Genomic DNA, 23,862 nt, shown 5'->3' with positions numbered 1-23,862 from the left:
CTACTGATTGAGTCTGATTAATTTACAGCCTGTAAGCGAGAATCCACAAATCGATCCATCCACTGCTCTAGATAGGTGCGATTTGCCTGCCGTTGCTCCGGATCGGTGGTGCTGAGGGGATAGGGAGCCAAGCCCTGAATGGCAGCGGTCGTGACGCAAAACATCGACTTTTGGAAGCTTTCGCAAATCTTCACGCGCAGATCGTCCTGGCCCCGGATGCTGCGCATGTAAACTTCCTGCAAATAGGGCGGCACAAAGTGCACCATATCCTGCATCAGCAGCGTGGGAGGAATACCGGCTCCACCAATCGGCAAGGGATCCGCGTAGAGCGCCCCATAGTTGAAGTCGGCCTGACTGGGTGAGATTTGATGCGCCTGAGCGTTGTAGGAGACGGTGCCAAAGAAGGGGAATGACCGAAAGAAAACGGCTTCCACATAGGGAACTGCCGTATCCATTAAAAAGGTCAGCCCTACGGATTGGGGGATAATTTCGTAAGTTTGACCTTTGATGTTCACCGCATAGGTAATCGGCTTTGCAGCGGCTTCGACTAGGCCCTCACGGATATGGTCCACCACATCGGCAATCGACCGAATTTCGCCGCGATCGTAGCGATCCGAGAGGATGAGAAACATGCGGCTCATCACGTTCCAGAACTGGCCCAGGGCGCTGTAGTAGCAGAGCAGCCGCACCTGTTCGATCAAAAATTCTGGAAATAGGCGATTGAGGCTGCCCATCCACAGGTTGCCGCGTAGCTTGGCCTGGATTGCGGCGGTGGCCCGCTGACGAAACTCTGGACTATCCAGGTAGGTGTCTAAGCCTTGTGCCCCATGCCAGAACATGGCTCTCATGCAGTATTCGGAAAATTCGTAGTTGATCCGGTCGTGCCACCAATGCTTCAATAGCTTTTGCAGAGTGACTTCGCCATTGAAGTACTTGAAAAAGGGAAACAGTACCAAAAATTGGTGTTCTGCAATGTAGGTCAGGTTGATTTGATAGGCATCTAGTACCGTGCCATAGCTTTTGAGGATGCCCACCACTTCTACCAGATTTTCTGGCGACTCCGGCAGCAGGGCACCCCCCTGTTCTAACCGCTCGATAATGTGGGCCAACGGATGGGTTTTGGGAGAAGTTGCGATCACCATAGTGGAAACCCGTGGAAACGAGAAACGATAGGAACAAAGCAGGCATCAAGAACAGCAAACTGAGCTAGGAAGCTAGCCATCCACATCAGTCAAGGTAACCAGGGAAGCAGGACTAGGAAGTGGCTGCGCAACGGCAAAGGCTGGTAAACCACCCTGATTGGTTGCCAATGTAGTTGCAGTAGTTTCGCTCCAGCGCACCATCCAGCTCGGTTGCACTCCAAAAAAGATAATCAGCATTGTGACAATTACGGCAGGAATGCGGTCTTGCCAGCGCACGCGCGGCAGGTTGGCCAGACTTTCGGGCAGGCGACCAAAGAAGACCTTGTTGATCATGATCAGGAAATAAACGGCAGTCAGGCCAGTACCTACCATGCACAGCAGCGTCTGCACTGGAAACACCTCAAAACTGCTGCGATAGACAATAAACTCCGCAATAAAGCCCATCATGCCGGGAATGCCTGCACTCGCCATTGCTCCAGCAATCATCAAGCTGCCAACCACAGGCAAACCGCGTTCAGGCGTGAGCAATCCCCGCAGTACGTTGATATCCCGCGTGCCGGTTTTGGCGTAGACCACACCCACCAGCAAAAATAGCAGGGCCGAGATCAAGCCGTGGCTGATCATTTGAGCAATGGCACCAATCAGGCTCAAGGGAGTTGCAGCTGCTGCCGCTAATATGATGTAGCCCATATGGCCAATCGAACTGTAGGCCACAATTTTCTTCATGTCCGTTTGGGCAATCGCCGCAAAGGAACCGTAGAGCACACTGACCACTGCTAACGCCGCCAAACCAGGGGCAATGGTTTGCCAAGCTTGGGGAAATAAACCTAAGCCAAATCGGAGCAGACCATAGGTGCCTAACTTCAGCAAAACGCCTGCCAGCAACACCGAAGCCGGGGTCGGAGCCTCTACGTGAGCATCGGGCAGCCAGGTATGCAGCGGTACAATCGGGATCTTGATGCCAAAGCCAATCAGCAGCGTAATCAGCAAGATCAACTGGGTTGCCAAGGGCAGGGTTTGGGAGCGCAACAGGTCGTAATCAAAATTAGAGTGACCGCTCAGCAGCGATAGACCAAAAAAGGCCGCCAAAATCAGCACACCCGAAACCGCCGTGTAGATCAAAAACTTGGTTGCCGCATAGCCCCGTCTTGCACCACCCCAGATGGCAATGATCAGGTAAAGCGGAATTAGCTCGACTTCGTAGAACAAGAAAAACAGCAGTAGGTTTTGGGACAGAAATGCACCCGCGACCGCACCGCCCAGAATCAGCAGCAATACATAATAGAGCCGAGGCCGGTTGATCTGCCGGTCGCTACTAAAAATAGCCAGCCAAGTCAGCAGACTGTTCACCATCACCAGCGGCATTGAAAGACCGTCCATCCCCAGCTGATAGCCTAAGCCCAAGCTCTCGATCCAAGGGAGGAATTCCTGAAACTGCCATCCCGGCTCACTCAGGTTGAACTGACTGGCGATGTAGAACGACCAGAGGAGGACCATGCTGGAAACGGCTAGGGCAATCGAGCGAGCGCGTTGCGTCACAATCGCCTCAGGCAAACAGGCAATCAGCACTGCGCCTAGAATCGGTGCCCAAATCAAAATACTCAGCATAGCTGCGGTCACTCCTTAATTGGCCGAATTTACCGTTAGGATTGGCTAGTGGTTGATCTACCTATGTAGAAACCATCTGTAGAAACCATTGAGTGTGAATGTCTTGCTCCCAGCGAGACGCTGCTAACCAGGTTAGATGACTCATGAGATTACTTAGAAGTACCAGTTCCCATAGGACCAGGCTAGAGCCATGAAGGCCAGAACCACGCCGACAAACAGCGTCAGCAAATAGTTGCGCGACTGGCCAGAAATGGTGTACTTCAAAGTCTCGCCGCTGAAAATCGAGACAGCTCCAACGAAATTTACCAAACCATCGACGATGTAGCGATCAAACCAAGCAGTCAGCCGTGCTCCCTGCACCACACCCAAAACAACGCTGATTTTGTAGAGGCGGTCAATACAGAAATCGTAGGCCAACACCTCACGCACCGATTTCCAAACCAGTCCAACCGGCTTGGCCACTCGTGGACTGAGATAGAGCCAACCGCCCAGACCAGTACCCACTGCTCCTGACAGCACCAGCAAAACGACCAAAGTAGGATTGACCTGCTGCCAACTCGGCAACACCTGCCACTGCTGAAGCACCAACGGCAAGAGCAGCACCGCGATGGTCAGGGTCACCATTGGTAGGGCCATCAGCCACATCACTTCCGGTGCCCGACGAGTCTTGGGCTTGGTCTCTCCCCAAAAGACGAGACCAAACACTCGCACCAGGTTAAAAGCGGTCAGTCCATTCACCAACAGCAAAATGCCAATTAACCAGGGAGCAGTAGCCCAGACCCCTTCAGACCACTGAAGCATGGCCCAAAAGCAGCCCAACGGCAGTAAGCCGATCATGGCGAATGCTCCCACCACATAGGCGGCTGTAGTCGCAGGCATCCGAGGAGCTAGTCCGCCCATTTCGGTCAAGTCTTGAGTACTGGTAGTCAAAATAACCGAGCCGATGCTCATAAACAGCAGCGCTTTAGCAACGCCGTGCGTCAGCAGAAACAGCAGTGCCACCTCGTCCTGCTGGGTACCTACCGCCAGAAAGACCAGCCCTAAATAAGCGCTCGTCGAGTGACACATGGCCCGTTTGATGTCGATTTGGGCAATTGCCACCAATGATGCTCCAACAGCAGTCAAGGCACCCAGAATCATCAGCACTTCGAGCACGGTTGGCGACAAAGCTAGTACTGGCTGAAGCTTGATCAACACGTAGGCTCCGCAGGCCACCACCACTGAGTTCCGTAAGATCGACGCCGGGTTGGGGCCTTCCATCGCCTCATCCAGCCAGAGGTTGAGAGGAAATTGGGCACATTTACCTGTAGGTCCGGCTAGCAAAGCCAATCCAAGCAACGTGGCAACTAAAGGGCTTAAGTTCGCAACTTTAGCCCACAGATCTAAATGGGTAAAATCCATGCTGCCAGCAATCACCGAAAGCGTCACCACGCCCATCAGCAGCAGCAGGTCGCCCACTCGTTTCGTCAAAAAGGCATCGCGTGCAGCGGAAACCACCAGCGGCTGAGCATACCAAAAGCCCACTAGCAGATAGGTGGAAAGGGTGAGCATCTCCAGGAGGGCATAGCTGAGGAAGAGGGAGTCGCTCAAAGCAATACCGGACATGGCACCTTCGAAAAAGCCCATCAACGCATAGAACCGAGCTAGTCCCCAATCTTTCTCCAGGTAGCCAAGGGCAAAAACCTGGGCCAGCAAACTGAGAGCCGTGATGAAAAACGCCGCTCCCACGCTGATGCGCGAGGTGACAAAGGTGAGCCAGAGATCGAACCCAGGCAAACTGAGCCACGGTACCAACAGCCGCTCCGGTTCTAGGTCCCAGACTGCCCACAGCAGTACCCCAGTATGAATGAGCGCTAAAACCGTCATCAGAATGTTAAAGTAGGCTGCCGGACGAGGCCCGGTTCGCTTCACCAACCCAACCGACCAAGGCAGGGTCAGAATGGCACCCAACAAACCGTAGACCGGAACCCACCAGCTTGTCTGATAAAGGAGCTGATTCATCACACCGTGCTTCCTATAAAATCTTGCTGCTCTAAAATCAGGAATGACAAGGTTACTGTGTGCTAACCATTGTCAAGCCTTAAACATTTATACTGGAGCCACTGACTAGAAGCCAGCTAATCACCGGCTGCCTAACTATGAGACGGCAAACTTTGCCAGGTTCAGCTCACGTTGCTGCTAGTCTGCTGCGATTAAATTAACTGCACCAGCAGGGCACCCACCTATCATCCATCTGTCCGCCTATCATCCATCTATCAATAGACTATACATGGAAATATAGATATACAGGTTTACAAGCCAGTCGTTGAAAGAGACAAGATATTAGCCATACCACAAATGAGCCAGTAGACAGTGCTAGGTAGGGCAAAAAGTTTTGTCAAGGCGCAAACCAGTGGAAAACCTAATTAACATTATTAAAAAATTATTAGCGCTTCGCAAATCAAAGTTTTAGATTGTTTCCATTTGATAATTTTATCGAGCTTAACTTGAATAAACGTTGCAAGAAGTTTTATCCAGCTTGCAGACGAAGGGAAATATAAAGTCTTCCTTATAGATGGTATAATTTCAAAGCATAAACTCAGTCGATATTGCTGAGTTGCTATGCACTTCGTTGAGCGATTTTTGTTGAATTGTTTTGCCCCATTTGACTGGAGGCGATTGCAGTTTTAATCTCTCGTTGGTTTGTGCTGAAACTAGTTTCGGCGCTCTATTCTTGTGAGACAGCAACGGCAATTCTTACAGTTGTAACCGCTAGGCAACCCTTCAGCGAGAACGTTTTAGCGGCGGCCAATGGCTGAGCAGTGGCTCCACGAGCAGGAAGTCCATCCACAGCCCAAAGGTAAATCAAACTCAGACTGGATAGATAAGTTGAAATTATATTTCTTATAAAAATAATCATCCTAAGTTATATTGTCAAGGTTTCAGCCAGCCCTGTATTCTTAAGCTTGGGAATTATAAGGTGCTTTTCTGAAAATCAAGATCGGCCTTTCCGTCAAAGTTTTCAGGTTTTGCAAGTTACTCATCCTCTCTTGTTGGAGATAAACGATGCCGATTGCTGTAGGAATGATTGAGACGCGGGGATTTCCCGCTGTGGTGGAAGCGGCAGATGCGATGGTGAAGGCGGCGCGGGTGACGTTGGTGGGCTACGAGAAAATTGGTAGCGGTCGCGTTACGGTGATTGTCCGGGGTGATGTGTCTGAGGTGCAAGCTTCTGTAGCAGCCGGGATTGAGTCCGCGAAGCGGGTGAATGGTGGTGAAGTTGTGTCCACCCACATCATTGCTCGCCCTCATGAGAATTTGGAATATGTACTGCCGATTCGCTACACCGAGGCGGTTGAGCAGTTTCGTTCCTAGCTTTGAGTGCCTAGTACGGCTGGGTGCTTAACCCTTGCTGAGGGTTTAATTTCAGCGTGATTTGATTACATAAAACTGGAAGGGAGATAAATCATGGCAATTGCAGTTGGAATGGTAGAAACCTTGGGCTTCCCTGCCGTTGTAGAAGCAGCGGACGCAATGGTCAAGGCAGCTCGCGTGACCCTAGTTGGTTATGAAAAGATCGGAAGCGGTCGCGTTACGGTGATTGTCCGGGGCGATGTCTCGGAAGTGCAGGCATCGGTTGCGGCTGGTATCGACAACGTTAAGCGTGTGAATGGCGGACAGGTGCTGTCTACTCACATCATTGCCCGTCCCCATGAGAACCTGGAGTATGTACTGCCGATTCGTTACACCGAGGCGGTGGAAGCGTTCCGGGAGAGCGTCAGCGGTATTCGTCCGATTAGCCGCTCCTAAGCGCTGGCCCAACGCTAATGCAAATTGCTAAGGTTTGTGGCACCGTTGTCAGCACGCAAAAGGAATCTAGTCTCACGGGAGTCAAGTTTCTGCTGGTGCAGTTTCTCGATTCGGAAGGCCAGTTGTTACCCGCTTATGAAGTCGCTGCCGATAGTGTGGGGGCTGGAATTGATGAGTGGGTTTTGGTCAGCCGGGGCAGTGCTGCCCGTCAAATTCAAGGAGGTGAGTCTCGCCCAATTGATGCGCTGGTTGTCGGCATTATCGATACGGTAAGTGTTGAGAATCGACGGCTCTACAGTAAGCGGGACCAAGACCGATAGGTAAAGTTTTGAGTTCTGAGTTTTGAGTTCTGAATTCATTGTGTTGATTCGTGCTCAAAATTTGGAACTTAGAACTGCTTCCGAGGTGAGTCTAGGGTTAAGGTTGGTGGTGTTGATTGGCTGCATAACTAGGTGACGCTTTCCTCGCGATTTTGACTGCTTGGTCATTACGGTTGGCAGTGGGTAATTGGCAAAATTGGCAGCAATAATTTGGAATAATTTGGGTTTGGTGGGCGGTATCTTGCACTGATACCCCTATACAAGCACTCATGTACAAACATTCATGTACAAACATGATTTGAGCGTTCGGTGTTGATTTCCAGTGTGTTGATTACATAGTCAACGGCTGGCTTCGCTGCTGTTTAAGGCAAGAGAGATACTGATATGGTAGTCCGTGGTGCTGCTGCTCCGACGCCTGGGTCGAAGAGTCTGGCTCAACCTCAGATTGATGAGACTGCCCATGTACATTCCTTCTCGAATCTGATTGGGGATGTCAAGGTAGGTGCAAACGTTTTAATTGCTCCGGGGACTTCCATTCGGGCAGATGAAGGGAGTCCTTTTTACATTGGAGCCGGTAGCAAGATCCAGGATGGGGTTGTCATTCATGGCTTGGAGCAGGGCCGGGTCGTTGGAGATGACCAAAAGCACTATTCAGTCTGGGTTGGCGAAAATACTTGCCTCACCCACATGGTACTGATCCACGGTCCTGCTTATGTGGGCAACAACTGTTTTATTGGCTTTCGCTCAACCGTATTTAATGCCCGGATTGGCGATGGTTGCATTGTGATGATGCATGCCCTGATCCAGGATGTGGCGGTTCCACCGGGTAAGTTTGTACCTTCGGGTGCCGTGATTACCTCTCAGCAACAAGCAGACCGCTTGCCCGATGTGCAGGACAATGACCGACGCTTTGCCGCCTATATGGTGGGTCTCAACGACGCGATGCGAGCTGGATATCACAATGCCGATCAGATCAGCCGCATCATGCCCATTCGTCAGCAGTTAGAGCGAAGCTTCCACGGCGATCCGGCGGCTGAGTCCTCCGCTCGTCTTTCCGATCCTTCTAGTCCTTCTAGTTCTACTTCTAGTTCTATGCAAAACACTCGTCTAGCTCCGGAAATAGTCGATTACGTGCGCCAACTCCTATCCCAGGGGTTAAGCGTTGGAGTGGAATACGCTGACAAGCGCCGCTTCCAAACCAGCTCCTGGCATAGCTGCGGCTCAATTCAGTCCAATCGTGATTCGGATGTGCTGAATGCGCTAGAGCAATGTGTCGCTGAGCATAGCGGCGAATATGTCCGCGTTTTTGGCATTGATCCCAGAGCCAAACGGCGTGTTTCAGAAGTAATTGTGCAGCGTCCAGACGGTTCGGGAATGCGAGGAGCAACCGCATCCAAGGCAGCCCCAACTAGCTATAGCTCCTCTAGCTATGGTTCTTCTAGCTACAGCGCTCCTAGCTCCCAGCCCTCCTACGGCGGCAGCTACAGTGGTTCCTCGCAGCTCAGCCCAGAGGTGATCGAAAAAGTGCATCAGTTCATCAATCAAGGCTTCAAGATTGGCACCGAACATGCCGATGCTCGCCGATTCCAAACCAGCTCCTGGCAAAGCTGCTCCCCGATTCAAACCAATCGTCCCGCCGAGGCAATTGCCGCCCTAGAGAGCTGTTTGGCCGAACATACCGGCGAATATGTGCGCTTGTTTGGCATCGATCCAAAAGCAAAGCGGCGCATCTCGGAAATGATCGTGCAGCGTCCCGGCGACAAGGCAAACGGAGCCTCGGCCCCCAGTAACGGCTATACCCCTGCGCCCCAATCGAGCAGCTACAGCCATAGCAACGGCAGCTACGGTGCGGCTAGTGCGACTGGCAGCGGTCGGCTGAATGCAGATGTGGTGAACCAGGTGCGGCAACTCTTGGCCCAAGGCTACCGGGTGGCAGCAGAACATGCCGATGCACGTCGGTTCCAAACTAGCTCCTGGAAGAGCTGTGCCCCGATTCAATCAACCCGCGATAGCGAAGTAATCGCCGCGCTGGAAAGCTGTCTGGCGGAAAACAGCGGTGAGTATGTGCGGTTAGTGGGTGTAGACACCAAATCAAAACGCCGAGTGGCTGAAGTGATTGTGCAGCGACCCTAGAAATCAATTTTGAGTTTTAAGTTTTGAGTTTTGAGTTGGGTCTTGATGACAGGGTACGCCTAATTTTCCTCCTTACTAAGGTTGAGGAGGACTGATGGGTGCACAGTAGCTTTATTAAAGAGTGCGGAAGCAAAGAAACTCACCTCCGGCGCCACCTTAAAGGTCTCGATGTTAGAACTCAAAACTCAAAACTTAAAATTCGAAACTCAAGACTTTTTCTCGCCTGCGTTGAGTCAGGAAATTTCCCATGCAATTGCCGTCTCTAGAATTGATCGATGATTGCCACATTTATATCAGTGGTGATGTAATCGTTCATCCGAGTGCGGCGATTGCACCTGGAGTGCTGCTGCAAGCGGATCCGGGCTGTCGTTTGATCGTGGCGGGTGGAGTCTGTATTGGGCAAGGCTCGGTGCTGCATGCCCATCAAGGCTGGCTAGAAATCGAAGCTGGAGTGACGCTTGGTAGCGGTGTGCTGATAGTAGGGCAGGGCAAGATCGGAGCGAATGCCTGCATCGGAGCCTTGACCACAATTATCAATGGCTCAGTCGAACCCAACCAAATTGTGCCGCCCGGTTCCCTCCTAGGCGAAACTGGCCGCTCCGTCTCCCTCCCTCCCGCCGCATCTCCCCCACCTCCCTCGTTCGGCGAGGCTCACGAGCCGCCACCTCCCCCATCTCCCGTTCGGCTGAGCGCTCACGTCGAAGCCCCACCCCCTACTCCCGAACCACCTCCCGCCGAACCAACCGATACCAAGCCAGTCAGCGAAACGTCAAATTCTGATCAATCTGCTGAGGCGGCTAAGACGGCTGACACCGAGACATCTAAGCAAACCCTGACTCAGGTTTATGGTCAAGCTTATGTGGAACGCATTATGATCACGATGTTTCCCCATCGGCGATCGCTGAATCAAACTCCTCCTGAGCCGCCGCCCTAATCCACCATGACATCACAACGCCCACCCATTCTCAGTGAAAGCGCCTTAGGCTTGGTCTCTACCCGCAGTTTTCCTGCCATTGTCGGCGTTGCAGACAATATGTTGAAGGCCGCCGCCGTGCGGTTAGTGGGCTACGAGAAAATTGGCAGTGGTTACTGTACGGCAGTGGTGCGGGGGCGGATTGCAGATGTGCGCTTGGCGGTAGAAGCGGGGGCAGAAATTGCCGAACAATTCGGACAGTTTGTAGACAAAACCGTGATTTCGCGTCCGCTCGCCAATCTGGAAATGGTCTTGCCGATCAGCGGTCGGCTATCGCAGATTGCGGCAGAGCAGGGCTACAGCCGCTTGAGTAATCAGGCGGTGGGGCTGCTGGAAACGCGCGGTTTTCCGGCGATGGTGGGAGCAGCCGATGCGATGCTGAAATCGGCAGAGGTGTACCTGTCGGGCTACGAGATTATTGGCGATGGCCTCTGCACGGTCGTGATTCGCGGCAATATCTCAGATGTGGCGATGGCGGTAGAAGCGGGCATGTACGAAGCCGACCGCATTGGTGAACTGCATGCCGTGATGGTGATTCCGCGACCGCTGGAGGATTTGGAAGACACCCTGCCGACAGCGAGCTGCTGGATCGAGAAAGCTCAGCCAATTTCGCTGCCGATCGAGCTGAAGGAAACCCAAAAGGAACTGGTGGGCCAAGCCGAAAAGGCCGAACTGCCCGATCTGCGTCAATTGCCCATAGCTGAACCTGTGGCTGAACCAATTGAAGTTACACCAACTGAGGTAATAACACCAGAAGTGCTGCCAGATGAAAGTTTGGATTGAGGGCCTATCCTAGTCCTAGGAAGAGAACCACAGAAACACGGAGGACCCAGAGGACATAGAAGGCTTAAGTTTGCTGGGGTTTCCGATTAGAACCGGATTAAAGTTCCAAGCGCATCCGTTTCATCCGCTCAGGGAGTAGCAGCTAACCAATCCCATCCCAACTGTTTTATCCGTTGCCCTTCGCTTTTTGGAGCTGAATTTGAAATAATGCTGGAATGAATCAGCAACCGCACCCCTCGATCCAATTCCTCTGTTCCTTTGGTTCAGTCTGGCTCGGATCGGTTGATTGCTATACTGAAATCGCTAAGCATCGAATATTAACTATTGAGTAATTTTTAAGCTATGCAGCCCACTGACCCTAGCAAATTCACTGAAAAAGCCTGGGAGGCGATCGTCAAATCGCAGGATGTGGCCCGGCGCTTCCGGCATCAGCAGCTAGAAGTGGAGCATGTGATCCTGGCGATGCTAGAGCAGGAAGGGACCGCCCAGACCATGCTGACCAAGGCGAGTATTGATGTGGCTCGGTTCAAGCAGCAGCTAGAAGGCTTTGCCCAGCGTCAACCCCGCGTCGCTTCAGACGGGCAGCTCTACCTGGGACAGGGCTTGGATGTGTTGCTCGATAAGGCGGAGACAGTCCGCAAAACGCTTCAGGACGACTATATTTCGGTGGAGCATTTGCTGCTAGCTTTGGCCGACGATGACCGGATCGGACGGCGGTTGTTTCGCGGTTTTGAGATAGACGGCAAGCAGTTAGAAACCGCTATCAAGACCGTGCGCGGCACCCAGAAAGTGAAAGACCAGAATCCCGAATCGAGCTATCAGGCGTTGGAAAAGTATGGCCGCGACCTGACCGAGGCCGCTCGGCAAGGCAAACTCGATCCGGTGATTGGCCGCGATGAGGAAATTCGCCGCGTGGTGCAGGTGCTGTCCCGCCGGATGAAAAACAATCCGGTCTTGATCGGCGAACCGGGCGTCGGCAAAACCGCGATTGCCGAAGGGTTGGCCCAGCGGATTGTCAACGGAGATGTGCCCGAATCCCTCAAAAACCGACGCTTGATCAGCCTCGATATGGGGTCGCTGATTGCCGGAGCCAAATACCGAGGCGAATTTGAAGACCGGCTGCGGGCCGTGCTGCGGGAAGTAACTCAGTCGGAAGGGCAGATTGTGCTGTTCATCGACGAGCTGCATACCGTGGTCGGGGCTGGCTCGGCGCAGGGCACGATGGATGCCGGCAACCTGCTCAAACCGATGCTGTCGCGAGGTGAATTGCGCTGTATCGGAGCCACCACGCTCGACGAATACCGCAAGCATATCGAAAAGGATGCGGCCCTAGAGCGGCGGTTCCAGCAGGTGTATGTCGGTCAGCCCAGCGTTGAAGATACGATCTCGATTTTGCGCGGCTTGAAGGAACGCTACGAGGTCCATCACAGCGTCAAAATTGCCGACTCGGCGCTCGTGGCAGCCGCGACTCTGTCAGACCGCTACATCAGCGATCGGTTTTTGCCCGACAAGGCGATTGATCTGGTCGATGAAGCCGCAGCCCAACTGAAAATGGAGATCACCTCCAAACCAGTCGAACTAGAGACAATCGATCGACGGTTACTGCAATTGGAAATGGAAAAACTGTCGATTGAAGGCGAAGGCCAGTCTTCGGTAACGCTCACCCTCTACCGCAGCTCCCGCGAACGGCTGGAAAAAATCGATCAGGAGATCGCCGAACTGAAGCAGGAGCAAACCAAGCTTAGCTCGCAATGGGAATCGGAAAAAGAGCTGATCTCGGCCATTAACGCCCTCAAAGAAGAAGAAGAACAGTTGCGTCGCCAGATCGAAAAAGCCGAACGCGACTATGACCTGAATACCGCCGCCCAGCTTAAGTATGGCCGGTTGGAAGCGGTGCATCGGGAGCTAGAAGCCAAAGAAGCCAGCCTTCTGGAAATGCAGTCGCGGGGCACCAACCTGCTGCGGGAACAAGTCACCGAGGCCGATATTGCCGAAATCGTCGCTAAGTGGACCGGCATTCCCGTTAACCGCCTGATGGAATCGGAACGGCAAAAGCTATTGCAGCTCGAAAGTTATTTGCATCAGCGGGTAATTGGGCAGCAGGAAGCCGTAGAAGCCGTCGCCGCCGCGATTCGCCGTGCCCGTGCTGGGATGAAAGACCCCGGACGCCCGATTGGTTCATTTATGTTCCTGGGACCCACCGGAGTCGGCAAAACCGAGCTAGCTCGTGCGCTGGCCGAATGCCTGTTCGACACTGACGATGCCTTGGTACGCTTGGACATGTCGGAATATATGGAGAAAAACTCGGTGGCTCGCTTGGTGGGAGCGCCTCCGGGCTACATCGGCTATGAAGAAGGCGGTCAGCTTTCCGAGGCGATTCGGCGGCATCCCTATTCGGTGCTGCTGCTCGATGAAGTAGAAAAAGCCCATCCCGATGTGTTCAACATTCTGTTGCAATTGCTCGATGATGGCCGGATTACCGATTCTCAAGGCCGAGTTGCCGATTGCCGCAACACAATTGTAGTAATGACCAGCAATATTGGCAGTGAATACATCCTGGATATCGCTGGAGACGATGAGAAATACGAAGAAATGCAGCGGCGCGTCATGACTGCTCTACGCAACCACTTCCGGCCTGAATTTCTGAATCGGGTGGATGATATTATTCTGTTCCATCCGCTCAGCCTCAAGGAGCTGCGTCAAATTGTCAGCATTCAGCTGCAGCGGGTGCGGCGTCTGTTGGCGGAACAAAAAATCGGCATGGAACTTACCACCGCTGCCCAAAATTACATTGCCGACGTGGGATATGACCCGGTGTATGGAGCACGTCCGCTGAAGCGCGCGATTCAAAAAGAAGTAGAAAACCCCCTCGCCACCAAGATTTTGGAAAGTGCTTTTGTAGAGGGCGATACGGTTGTGATTGACGTAGACGATCACAAATTACAGTTCGTCAAGAAAACCAGCAATGAACCGCAGCCCGTAGTGGAGCCGTTGCTATCAGCAGAAGGATAGGAAGCTAATTCATACGAATTGATATTACTCCAGCACTTCGTGGTTGAGGGTGCGCGGATCATCTACCAAATGGGAGGCATTCTGGATTTCAATCGCAATGATTTTATCTTCGAGGTCATAATCAACCTTTACACCCGGTCGATCTTCGCTATAGTCTTCGGCAATTGCCTCACGAAACACAATCCGCATGACATCGGTGGCTGGATCATAGATGACCTTCATACCCATACTCCATAACGTACTCCATCACTGGTTCGATTAGTTGGCACCATCGTCATCATAACGGCAGGATGTGTCCAGGAGTTGTAGTAGGGGTACCAAAGCAACAGTAACTGAGTCTACAGCCTTTTTCAGGCTAGTAAAGTACGAAAAACGGGGTGCAGGGGCAGTGCTCCCATACCTCACATAAGTGAAAAACGCTGTATGCCAATTGCAGGAGAGATTCAACTGTGGTTTGAGTCCATGCGCAAGTCAACTGCGGGCTACTGGAGAAAACTCATCAAATGGTGGGTTGAAATCTAGCTCTGTTCTATTTTTGAGTCATCTAGTCTACTTTAGTGGACTGCTTGGTCTAGCCCGCGATTCATCTGCGGATGCTGCTAGTGACTATCCAAACCCATAGGCCGAGGCGTTTCGTAAAGCAGCTCGAAAACTGCCGTCTAGCTTTTTGCCTGTTGAGTCAAGAGCATGTTCGCAGCGAGCGGTATAGGCCATCGAGTAAATTAAGGCTGCCGTGACCACCTTTCGTTCAACATCTGTAAAAGGCTGATCTCTGGCCGTTTCATAGTCACGCACAAACTGGTTTACTTCTTCTGGAGTCGGTACCATCGTTCCGGTCTCAACATACCAAGTGACGAGAAACCCCTTGGCAGCATTACCCACAATTACCGGCTCATGCTCTAACCGTAAACTGTCCCAATCGTACACCGCGCTGATCTGGCTCTGCTGAAACCGCATGTTTTTGACGCTCCAATCCATATGACCGATCTGAAGCGGTGCTTCGTAGGCTCGTAGAATCGCTTGAGCGCGGCTAGCAATTTGATCAATCCATTCGGCCCCTCGGCGAGTTCGTTCAAAGTCAAACAGAGCATTGTGGGGTTTTTCCCAAAGCTGGGTGGGATGAAACCGGCTACGCGGCAGGCCAGCCTGGTAAACGAATGGCTGGGCCAACTGAATTTGCTGAACTAATCCCTCTGCCATTGCTTCTCGAATCAACGGATCATGAGCATCTCTGTTCTCGCCTTGATCGAGCATTTGTTCAATCGACACTAGACTATTGGCGTAGGGACGGGGCCACAGCACCAGTCTGGCTGCCGGGAACCCTTGTTCAGCCAATGCCTGCTGAATTCGGCAAACCGCCTGTAGAGTTTCGAGCGTGATGTTGTTGCAACTACGAAACTTGAGCACGATGCGCTGAGCATTTTCCAGCCGTAGCCCCACGGTTAAACTAACGCTGACTTCCCAAAACTCGCAGGCAGCAATCTGCTGATGGCAGTGAGCCTGACAAAAATTTTGGATGAGCTGCGCAATTTTTCGCGGATTGGTGGTGCCCAGAATTGACTGAACCAACTGTCGGTTGCCCGACTCGACCAAACCGGCAGTGAGTTGAGCAAGAAGAGAAGTATCCATACTGGGAGCAGATGACTTTAATAACAGGAGTCAGGAGCCAGAAGTCAAGAAGCAGGAGTCAGAAAGTAGGAGCCAGAAGTCAAGAAGCAGGAGTCAGAAAGTAGTCGTCCCAATTCCGCGCCACATTCAAAATTCTACGCGCTCTTTGCGAAGGAGAATGCATATTTTCTGTCCTAGTCTGCACACCCCAACCGCCATAAACAACCATTGTTTTATCTGGTTGCGGTAAAATACAGCAGAATCTAGATTTGACCGCTTGTAAACCTGCCATTTTGCTAAAACAATTGTGCCTTCACCGCCTGAAACACAGCACTTTGGATCATGGAGACAATCCACCTACAGATTTCAGATGAAACACTGCGCGATGGGGAACAGCAGGTCGGCATTTTTTTTGAGAGCGAAACCAAGCGAACCTTAGCCCATCGGATCGCTGCAACGGGTGTGCATCAAATTGCCCTAATGCCAGCCATTCACGCTACGGAGGAACATCTGGTGAAAACGCTGCTTCAAGAAGGATTGAGGCAGCAGCTTGTGGCTTCAACCATGATGGCACGGCCATTGATTGATCAGGCAAAAGCCTGTGGCGTAGGACAAATTATTCTGTTCAATGCCGTCTCCGATCGGCTGCTTTTTTTGCGAGATGCGGCTATTCGTTGCCATCCAATCTATGCGACTAAAACAATTGACGATATAATTCCTCAGTCTGTGATCAATCGAATTCGGCAAAGCATGATTGAAACTGTGCTCAAGCACCTCCGCTATGCAGCCAGTTTAGGCTTAAAGATTTGTTTTGCAGCAGAAGATGCTAGCCGTGCTGATTTTGATTTCCTAGTCGAGTGCATTCACAGCTTTAAACCTTACCTACAGCAGTTCCTCCTCTGTGATACGGTTGGTATCCTCACACCTGAAAAAACCTATATCTGGATGCATGACTTGCTGGAATACACCCAACATGCACCACTATCGGTTCATTTTCACAACGACATGGGGTTAGCCTTAGAAAATACGATCCAGGCTGTTCAGGCCGGAGCTATGGGCATTTCTGGCACCTTTGGCGGCATTGGTGAGCGAGCCGGGAATGTGGCTCTAGAGCAGGTATTAAACGGTCTGCGGCTCCGCTTTGGTTGGGAGGTAGATGGCATCGACTACGATGCGCTCGTCCATGTGACTGATTTGCTCGATCAGCTCAACCTGCATGCCCATCCGCCCTACTCGCGCCCAGCTCAACGCTGCGAGACCGGCATCCACGTCAACTCGATTTTGCGAGACCGCCACAGTTATGTCATCTTTCCCTACGCTGAACCCGAGATCTGGTTTGGCAAATGCAGCGGAGCCAGCAATTTTCAGTACCTGTTTGAGCACTATCTGCGCCGGCCCCTCAGCCGCGACCAGTATGAGCGACTGCGTTCAACCATCAAAGTGCTATCGATTCAGCAACAGCGCTCATTTTCGCTCACAGAAGTCGTGGAGATGATTGAACAAGGGCTGTTGGAGGTCGAAGCGAGTTTGAGTAACGAGCATGATTAGAATTCGGCTGCCTGCTACGCACAGGCTACGGCACCAAAAGTGTAAGGGTGAAGCATTTGCTGATACCATTTTCTGTTTGCGCTTTCGACTATATTGGCAAATGCCTCGCCCCTACTGACACAAATCATCCGGCCTAGCCGCACCGAGTTTGGTCAGTGCCAAGGTGGGATATTCAGCACAGGCGTAGGTTGGCAGCGTCGAGGGTAGGCCAGCATTAGGCTGATCACAAACGGTAGGATTGTTGCCACGATTAGTGCCAATACAGGCTGCTATGTATTTTTTGGCATAGGGATGATTAGGTTCGAGTTCAAAAGCTTTGCCGAGGATAATGGTGGCTGCGGAGAGATTATTCGCCTTAGCATTAAGAACCCCCCGGTTGTAGAGCAAATTAACGCGATGGGCATCGGGCGCAACCGGAATCGCGTCATCATAGAGATGATCGGCTCGGCTGATGTAGGCCGCTTTTGCAGTCGATGTAGCTGCTTGATTCACGGCGAAATTAGCCAATTTAGCCAATATTGGGTAATCTTTGCGTTCAATTTGATTGGTAGGTAGCTGGAGATAAAGCTGGGAAGCCTTGGCGTAGTATGGCTCATAGCCGCCCCGACCGACCAATTGCTTCGTCAGCCCCAAGTAGAACACAGGGCGAGGGGCTGTAGGGTTGATCTGAGTAGCTGCATTAAATACCTGTGCCGCTTCGGTTAAGTACTTCTGAGTATCTGCCGTTTGGTTCATCAAACGCGAACTTTGACTCAGCAGCAGTAAGGCTTCCCCCTTATTTTCCAATACATCCGGCTGGTCGGGTTTAACTTGAACCAACTGTTTGCAAGCCGCGGCTACATTGCCAGCGATTCTGGTGATCTCGGCATTCACCGGGTTATTCCCAGCCGATTCAGAGCGGAGTGATTGCTTACAGTCTCGGGTGAGTTGGGCTATTTTCTGAGTCGTTTGATTGCCCTGTTGATGCGCCAACTGATGCCGGTAAGCCCAGAAGCCTAAGCCATTGGTCAACAGCAAACCTAAGGCACAGCCGATCAACAGCCGTCGATTGTTAGTCCAGCCCGGTTTAGCATCAGGCTCCAGTTTGAGTGCCCGCAGTTCTTGCAACGGTTCAGACGCCGTGAGATAGCGCTGGTTGGCAGAATGCCGAATCATCCGATCCAAAATGGCGGCGAGCTGGGGACTGGCCTGTGCCATCGGCTGATCTGGGGTATGAAAACGCCAGATCACCTCATTGGTTAGTTTATCGACAGCCAGATCTTTGGGTTCAATCCCAGTCAAAGCTTGAATCCCAATCATGCCAACGGCGTAGATATCCAGACCCACTTCAGTCCAAGACTCGGCATCGTGGGACGGAATGTAGCCCAATGTACCCACCGACTGCGGTTGCAGCATTTGCCTAGAATTATCTGCCAGTGCCCCAATGCCCTTAAGAATACCAAAATCAATCAGCACTAGCCTGCCATCCTGCTCGCGGCGGCGGATATTGGCAGGTTTGAGATTTAGGTGAAACAGATTTTGGGCATGAACAAATTCCACAACTTCCAAAATGCTGATCAACAGATTGGTGACTTCAGCTTCATCCCACTGCTTACCGGCTTTGATGTCGTGGTCCAGGTTATAGCCTTCAACATATTCTTGAACGACATAATACTGTTGCTTTTCCTCAAAGCAGGCAATCAGGTTAGCAATCTGCCGCTGGGGATGATTGTTGAGCTGTTGCAGATCAAGATAAACCTGGGTGAACAGGTCACTCATCCGGGTTAGGGTAACATCGTCATCGGGCGGTGTAATTTGTTTCAAAATGCATTGGATTTTGCCAGGATGTTGCAGATCCTTCACCAGGTAGGTCTGTAGCCAATCACTGCTGCCCAAGCTTTCAATAATCTCGTACCGTTGTCGAATCACGCGACGCTGCTGGAGTTTCTTTAGTTCACCTGCCACCCACTGCTGGTCAAATACAGATTGGTAGATCGAGTTGTAGATTTTGAGTACATTCTGCTGTTTTACGACCGCTCCGGACAAGCGTAACTCGGCCTGTTCGCGGCTATTGTCTGCCGGAATTTCACCTGCTTCCAGGATTTGTTGATACAGCGTCAGCAGATGAACGGCGCTGCGATCGTTGCGGAGAATTCGGTTGCGAATCGTGCGCAGGTGTTCGGGTTCATCCTGTGATTCCCAGTTTTCAATCACTTTGGTTTGTACCAACCATGCTACCCATTCCGCCTCTTGTCCGGCAGGAATTAGAGCCTCGCTGTCTAGCATCAATTGGCAGACTTTTTGGGTGAGAAACGGCTGTCCTCCGGTCCAGTTTAAGACGGCCTTCAGCACCACTTCCGGATTGCTCGATTGGGCCGCCAGTCCCCGGATCAGGGGTTGGGCTTCCTGAAGCTGAAAGCCAGTTAGTTCGATTGCCTGACCAATATTGAAGGGCGTGCGGCGCTTGTCTTGAATCAGGTCGGAAGGAGTAGCCACGCCCAGCAAACAGAACGTCAACCGCTCGTAGTCTGGTTCATCAGCTCGTTTGTTGTAACAAAAGCGGATACAGGCAAAGAAATCATCGAAGGGAAACTGAAGACTCAAAACACTATCAATTTCGTCAATGAAAATGACAATATTCTCGTCAATCGAAGCTAACAGTACTTCTTCCAAAAACAAACCCCAGCGCTGTACATGGGCCAATGGTGCTTGATCACGCCACCAACTGCGCCAGTCAAACGATTCGGGAAGCTGCAAACCTTTGATCAATTCATTCACAATACCGCAATACCATTGCTCTTCGGTGTTGGCCTGTCCACCAATTCCAGTCAAGTCCACGGCGGCACAGGCAACTCCGGCCTCTCTCAGTTTCTGCATCGTTCGTACTCGCAAGCTGGACTTTCCCATTTGCCGCGAGTTTAATACATAGCAAAATTCTCCCAGTCGCAGAGCATCATAGAGGTCGTGGTCTGCCTGGCGGGTCACGTAGGTCGGAGCATCACTGGAAAGACTGCCTCCCACTTCATAACGATAGCTGGCTTGGTTCACCATAATGTTTTACCCTTTGTTGAGTGAGTGGACTGAGTAGATTACAAATCAAATTGATTGGCTGTGAGGTTGGCTCACCTCTACACGGACTGATTGAGAAAGCACGATAAAATGCGCAACAAAATGCACGCCAAATAGGAAATAAACCTGAAGCAAATTCAAACAATACTGAGGATACTAAACGCTATACAAATGCGCTTCTCCAACGAATATATTTTTGCCGTCAATCTAGCGGCTAAAATAAAGCTGATATAAATTACAGCTTGGTAGGACAGCGTTATCCCGCTGGACATATTGAACTAAGCCCATACTGCGCAACTGGTCTGCCAACGACCGCTCGATTTCAATCGGTTGAGGAGAGGACATTACTTGCTTCACGGCTTCAGCCAAGCGTGGATGCTTTTGCAAACTATTCCAGTAGCGATAGAGATGATCGCTGTAAATTCCATCTTCGGTAGGCGCTTCCCGCAGTAATTGCTCCAGAGTGACATCTTGCCGCTTGATGTAGTACATGGCTAGACGCAGTAAATAGGGATGACCACCTACCATTGCCATCAGTTGCTCAACCTGATGAAATCCCCAATTCAGATCATAACGATTTGCCAGTTCTTGCGTTTGCTGCTGGGTAAATTCCTTGAGTTTCAGGGGTTCACCCACGTTGAACGGCGATTGGTTAATTCTAAATTGACTGTAATCTTCAGTTGAGTAGGCTAAAACCATGCGCAACTGTTTCCAGATTGCATCATCTCTGCCTTTCTCAAACCAATTGCGCAACATGCCAAAAAAATCTGAAGCAATTGCTGGCCGAGAAAAGATGCGATCCACTTCATCGACGCCAAGCACTAGTGGCTTATTGAGCTGCGCCAAGACATATTTTTCAAAATACTCGGTACAGGTCGCAATCGATCCCAAGATTTTGGAATGGCCAGTTGGGCTAGGTTGCTCTAATCCCAATTCGCCGCCAATTCGCTCACAGAACCAGGGCAGAAAACTATCCAAATCTGTCAGCACCTTTTGCTCCACATCTCCCAAACTGAGATAGACCTTCTTATACTTCTGCTGCGTCGCGTAGTTGAGGATCCTGGACATCAGTGAAGTTTTGCCCATGAGATGCGGAGCCATGATCCGGAGTAATTGTCCCGGTGCCTCAATTGACTGATAACGATGGGATTCGTTGGGAAAGCGTTCGAGATAGAGCGACGATTGCAGCGGTACCGAACCGGACGGATACTCGGCTAGCGAGGCTTGGGGAGAAGAATTGGTTGGGCGAGATTGTTTTTTAGCTTTAGCCGACTTGGCTTTTTGCATCAGTACAGGCGTCAGGCATTCAGGCACACCAATCATTTGAATCGCATTACAGCCAACTTTATAGGCAAACTCGATGGTGCGGCCTGCTCCCAGCGCTTTATAAAAACCCACTGCAAACTCAATCGCCGCCTGATCGCTAATCGCACTGCTCATGCCAATTACATAGGGAATATGCTGAGCAATCGCCTTTGCCTGTACTTCGGAATAGCAACCGTTCAGCACCACACATTTCACTTGAGCCGCAAACAGCTCAAACAATCCGCTCAAGGCCGCACCGTCCACTAAAATGGCTTGCCCTGAGTCATCTTCGAAAAACAATCCGCTTGGGGCTACTTCTAGAACTGGGCTGAGGCTTCTATCTTGATGGGCTGAAGTGCTAGCGTTGTGTCTACTTCCATACTCAGCAGGCGTTTTGCTTCTATTATGGCCTATACCGTGACCCGAAAAGTGAACAATCTGGGGATCAATATCTAACATTGCCTGAAGAATATCTCTGGGACGGACAGCCCAACGCTGCTCTAGTACAACTGCATCCCGCTGTCTAGAGCGGCGCAGCCCTTCATCGATATCCCTCAACTCTTGATCCAAACGCAAAGGGGCTGTTCCCCTTGGGTTGGCAGCAAGGAACAATATTTTTTTCATTAATTTAAACCTCTAGGGGGCATAGAGGATGAATGGAACACCCTGTTGTGAAAGGGCTACACTATAAGCTAGCGCTGTTTCGGACAAAATCAGGAAAAGACAACATTTAACGGCAGTAATTGATTAGCTCCAACACCAGCAATATTTACCATACATTCTCATCTATAATTTGCACTTCATGATGCAAGTTGTCTGAGTTACTCATCCTCTAGTCGATCGCTGATTTTGCCGCGCACCGCCGAGATCGCCACAATTCGTGGCGACGCCAGATAATTTTGACCGCTGGGATCACCGCTTCTGCCCTTAAAATTTCGATTCGTAGCGTAGATACCCACTTCCGCTTTACCTAGAACCCCCAAGCCTGCATTGATACAAGCTCCGCAGCCCGTCTTGAGAATTTGTGCTCCAGCTTGCTCCAAAATTTGTAAGTATCCCAACTCCTCAGCTTTTTGTCGCACTTGCTGGGACGCGGGCACAACAAACAGACTGACGCTGGCAGCCACCCGCCGCTGGCGCAATACCGCTGCTGCTTCAGCCAGATCAAACAGTTTGCCGCCGGTACAGGAACCAATAAAGGCGCGCGTAATCGGAACATGACCTAGTTCACTCACCGTAACCACCTGATCCGGCTTGGGCGGACAAGCCACTTGAGGCTGGAGCTGGCTCAGATCAAATTGATAAACTCGCTGATAGACCGCATCCGGATCGCTAGTTAACGAACAATCGAGTTGAGTTGCTGTTCTGGCAATGCGATTGGAGAGATAATTCCACGTCACTTCATCAGGTTCAATCACACCACAGATCGCACCACATTCAACGGCCATATTCGCCAACGTCATCCGTTCATCAATTTCCAATTGCTCAATAACACTACCACCAAATTCGATCACGCAACCGAGGGCACCATCGCAGCCAATCTGCCCCAAGATGAACAGCATGATGTCTTTTGCGCTAATAAATGGCGGCAAACTGCCGGTCAATTCGATTCGGATCGTGGCTGGAACTCGAATCCACATATCGCCAGTTGCCAGCAGGTTCGCCATATCGGTACTGCCAATCCCGGTCGAGAAGCAGCCAAACGCGCCATAGGTACAGCTGTGGGAGTCGGTTCCCGCAATCACCATCCCCGGCTGCACAAAGCCTTGTTCCGGCAGCAGCACATGACAAATCCCTGCCGCATCACCGGGCGAAACCACATCCAGCAAATGGCAGCCCTGCTGTTGGGCAAACTGAACCATTTGTTGATGCATGTCGATCGCTTGGGCATCCGGACGAATATCGTTGATCTGAATGAAGTGATCGGCAACTAGCACCACCCGATTGGCATCCCATACCCGCGCCGCTGAACCAAACTGTTGATAGAACAGCTCACTCACCGGGCCAGCAATCGCATCATGGGACATCGCCAAATCAACCTGGATGAACACCACGTCTCCCGGCTGCACATAGGCTTGACCAGCAGCACGGGCCAACAATTTTTCTGCTAACGTCATCGGTCGCGGTGGCGTTTCACCCTTAGGAAGGACAACACACCCATCCAAACGCTGTTGATTAAAGGCAAGCAGTCCACCCGCCCGCACAATCGCCTCCTCAACCGGATGGGACCGGGACTGATCAATCCATTCCACCGGCAAGCCAATATTGATACTGTTGCGGTAGAAGATCTCAGCAAACGAGCGAGCACGCACTTTCTTGATACCAGCTGCTTTGATCGCAATCGGCGCAAACTCGCGGCTAGAGCCACAGCCGAAATTTTCTCCAGCCTCGATGATATCGTAGTTCAGCAGATTGCCCTCACCGATTACATGCTCCAGAGCATAGTGTTTTAAGTAATCAGGATCAGAATTTGTACCGCGTTTAGCCGGAATAATATCATCCGTATTGATGTCATCGCCCAGTTTTAGAACTCGCTCAATCATCATCCTAAATCATCATAGTAATTCATAGCTGTATTCATGGCTCGTGACTG

At 51.4% G+C, this 23,862-nt stretch carries 16 protein-coding genes; 8 read left to right on the top strand and 8 right to left on the bottom strand.

Annotation, left to right across the window (positions count from 1 at the left end; genetic code table 11):
• Nucleotides 1-17: 17 nt before the first annotated feature.
• From HJG54_RS09335 to HJG54_RS09325, 3 genes are all read right to left on the bottom strand, one after another.
• A complete protein-coding gene (locus HJG54_RS09335) occupies nt 18-1,142 on the bottom strand; it encodes a CO2 hydration protein (RefSeq protein ID WP_316434613.1) in 1,125 nt (374 codons plus the stop codon).
• Between the two features lie 72 nt (nt 1,143-1,214).
• Nucleotides 1,215-2,750 carry an NADH-quinone oxidoreductase subunit M gene (locus tag HJG54_RS09330; RefSeq protein WP_316434612.1) on the bottom strand — a complete coding sequence of 512 codons (1,536 nt, stop codon included), beginning with the start codon at nt 2,748-2,750 and terminating at the stop codon, nt 1,215-1,217.
• A 153-nt stretch (nt 2,751-2,903) separates the two neighbouring features.
• Entirely contained in the window at nt 2,904-4,751 is a 1,848-nt protein-coding gene (locus tag HJG54_RS09325) for an NAD(P)H-quinone oxidoreductase subunit F (protein WP_316434611.1), read from the bottom strand.
• A 1,044-nt stretch (nt 4,752-5,795) separates the two neighbouring features.
• Between HJG54_RS09325 and HJG54_RS09320 the strand changes: the two genes are divergently transcribed.
• From HJG54_RS09320 to clpB, 7 genes are all read left to right on the top strand, one after another.
• On the top strand, nt 5,796-6,104 hold the full coding sequence (locus tag HJG54_RS09320) for a carbon dioxide-concentrating mechanism protein CcmK (protein ID WP_036003973.1): 309 nt from the start codon (nt 5,796-5,798) through the stop codon (nt 6,102-6,104).
• A gap of 93 nt (nt 6,105-6,197) precedes the next feature.
• Nucleotides 6,198-6,539, top strand: a complete 342-nt coding sequence (locus HJG54_RS09315; protein WP_036003970.1) for a carbon dioxide-concentrating mechanism protein CcmK — start codon at nt 6,198-6,200, stop codon at nt 6,537-6,539.
• Nucleotides 6,540-6,556: 17 nt separating this feature from the next.
• Nucleotides 6,557-6,859: a EutN/CcmL family microcompartment protein gene (locus HJG54_RS09310; protein WP_036003967.1), complete on the top strand. Its 303-nt coding sequence runs from the start codon at nt 6,557-6,559 to the stop codon at nt 6,857-6,859.
• 384 nt (nt 6,860-7,243) lie between these two features.
• Nucleotides 7,244-8,992 (top strand): ribulose bisphosphate carboxylase small subunit, encoded by a 1,749-nt coding sequence (locus tag HJG54_RS09305; protein WP_316434609.1) that lies wholly within the window; start codon nt 7,244-7,246, stop codon nt 8,990-8,992.
• Nucleotides 8,993-9,239: 247 nt separating this feature from the next.
• Nucleotides 9,240-9,926 (top strand): hypothetical protein, encoded by a 687-nt coding sequence (locus tag HJG54_RS09300; protein WP_316434607.1) that lies wholly within the window; start codon nt 9,240-9,242, stop codon nt 9,924-9,926.
• A 6-nt stretch (nt 9,927-9,932) separates the two neighbouring features.
• Entirely contained in the window at nt 9,933-10,748 is an 816-nt protein-coding gene (locus tag HJG54_RS09295) for a carbon dioxide-concentrating mechanism protein CcmK (protein ID WP_316434606.1), read from the top strand.
• A gap of 342 nt (nt 10,749-11,090) precedes the next feature.
• Complete coding sequence (clpB, locus tag HJG54_RS09290) at nt 11,091-13,760, top strand: ATP-dependent chaperone ClpB (protein WP_316434605.1); 2,670 nt, start codon at nt 11,091-11,093, stop codon at nt 13,758-13,760.
• A gap of 24 nt (nt 13,761-13,784) precedes the next feature.
• Here the strand turns inward: clpB and HJG54_RS09285 are convergent, their stop codons facing one another.
• Both HJG54_RS09285 and HJG54_RS09280 read right to left on the bottom strand, forming a co-directional pair.
• A complete protein-coding gene (locus HJG54_RS09285) occupies nt 13,785-13,982 on the bottom strand; it encodes a DUF2283 domain-containing protein (RefSeq protein ID WP_316434604.1) in 198 nt (65 codons plus the stop codon).
• Between the two features lie 384 nt (nt 13,983-14,366).
• The gene (locus tag HJG54_RS09280; protein WP_316434603.1) at nt 14,367-15,389 is read right to left on the bottom strand and encodes a hypothetical protein; all 1,023 of its coding nucleotides are present in this window, start codon (nt 15,387-15,389) and stop codon (nt 14,367-14,369) included.
• Between the two features lie 321 nt (nt 15,390-15,710).
• On the opposite strand from HJG54_RS09280, the gene HJG54_RS09275 reads away from it, so the two are divergent.
• On the top strand, nt 15,711-16,916 hold the full coding sequence (locus tag HJG54_RS09275; protein WP_316434602.1) for a 2-isopropylmalate synthase: 1,206 nt from the start codon (nt 15,711-15,713) through the stop codon (nt 16,914-16,916).
• A gap of 111 nt (nt 16,917-17,027) precedes the next feature.
• On the opposite strand, the gene HJG54_RS09270 is transcribed toward HJG54_RS09275, so the two are convergent.
• The 3 genes from HJG54_RS09270 to HJG54_RS09260 form a co-directional block, all read right to left on the bottom strand.
• Complete coding sequence (locus HJG54_RS09270) at nt 17,028-19,946, bottom strand: AAA-like domain-containing protein (RefSeq protein ID WP_316434601.1); 2,919 nt, start codon at nt 19,944-19,946, stop codon at nt 17,028-17,030.
• A gap of 225 nt (nt 19,947-20,171) precedes the next feature.
• Nucleotides 20,172-21,893 (bottom strand): AAA-like domain-containing protein, encoded by a 1,722-nt coding sequence (locus tag HJG54_RS09265; protein WP_316434600.1) that lies wholly within the window; start codon nt 21,891-21,893, stop codon nt 20,172-20,174.
• A 197-nt stretch (nt 21,894-22,090) separates the two neighbouring features.
• Nucleotides 22,091-23,815, bottom strand: coding sequence for an aconitase/3-isopropylmalate dehydratase large subunit family protein (locus HJG54_RS09260; RefSeq protein WP_316434599.1), 1,725 nt, complete (start codon nt 23,813-23,815; stop codon nt 22,091-22,093).
• Between the last annotated feature and the right edge of the window lie 47 nt (nt 23,816-23,862).

This window comes from Leptolyngbya sp. NK1-12 (assembly GCF_032598965.1).
GTDB lineage: Bacteria > Cyanobacteriota > Cyanobacteriia > Elainellales > Elainellaceae > Elainella.
The sequence above is the reverse complement of the archived record's forward strand: the minus strand, read 5'-3'. Positions and strand labels throughout refer to the sequence as shown.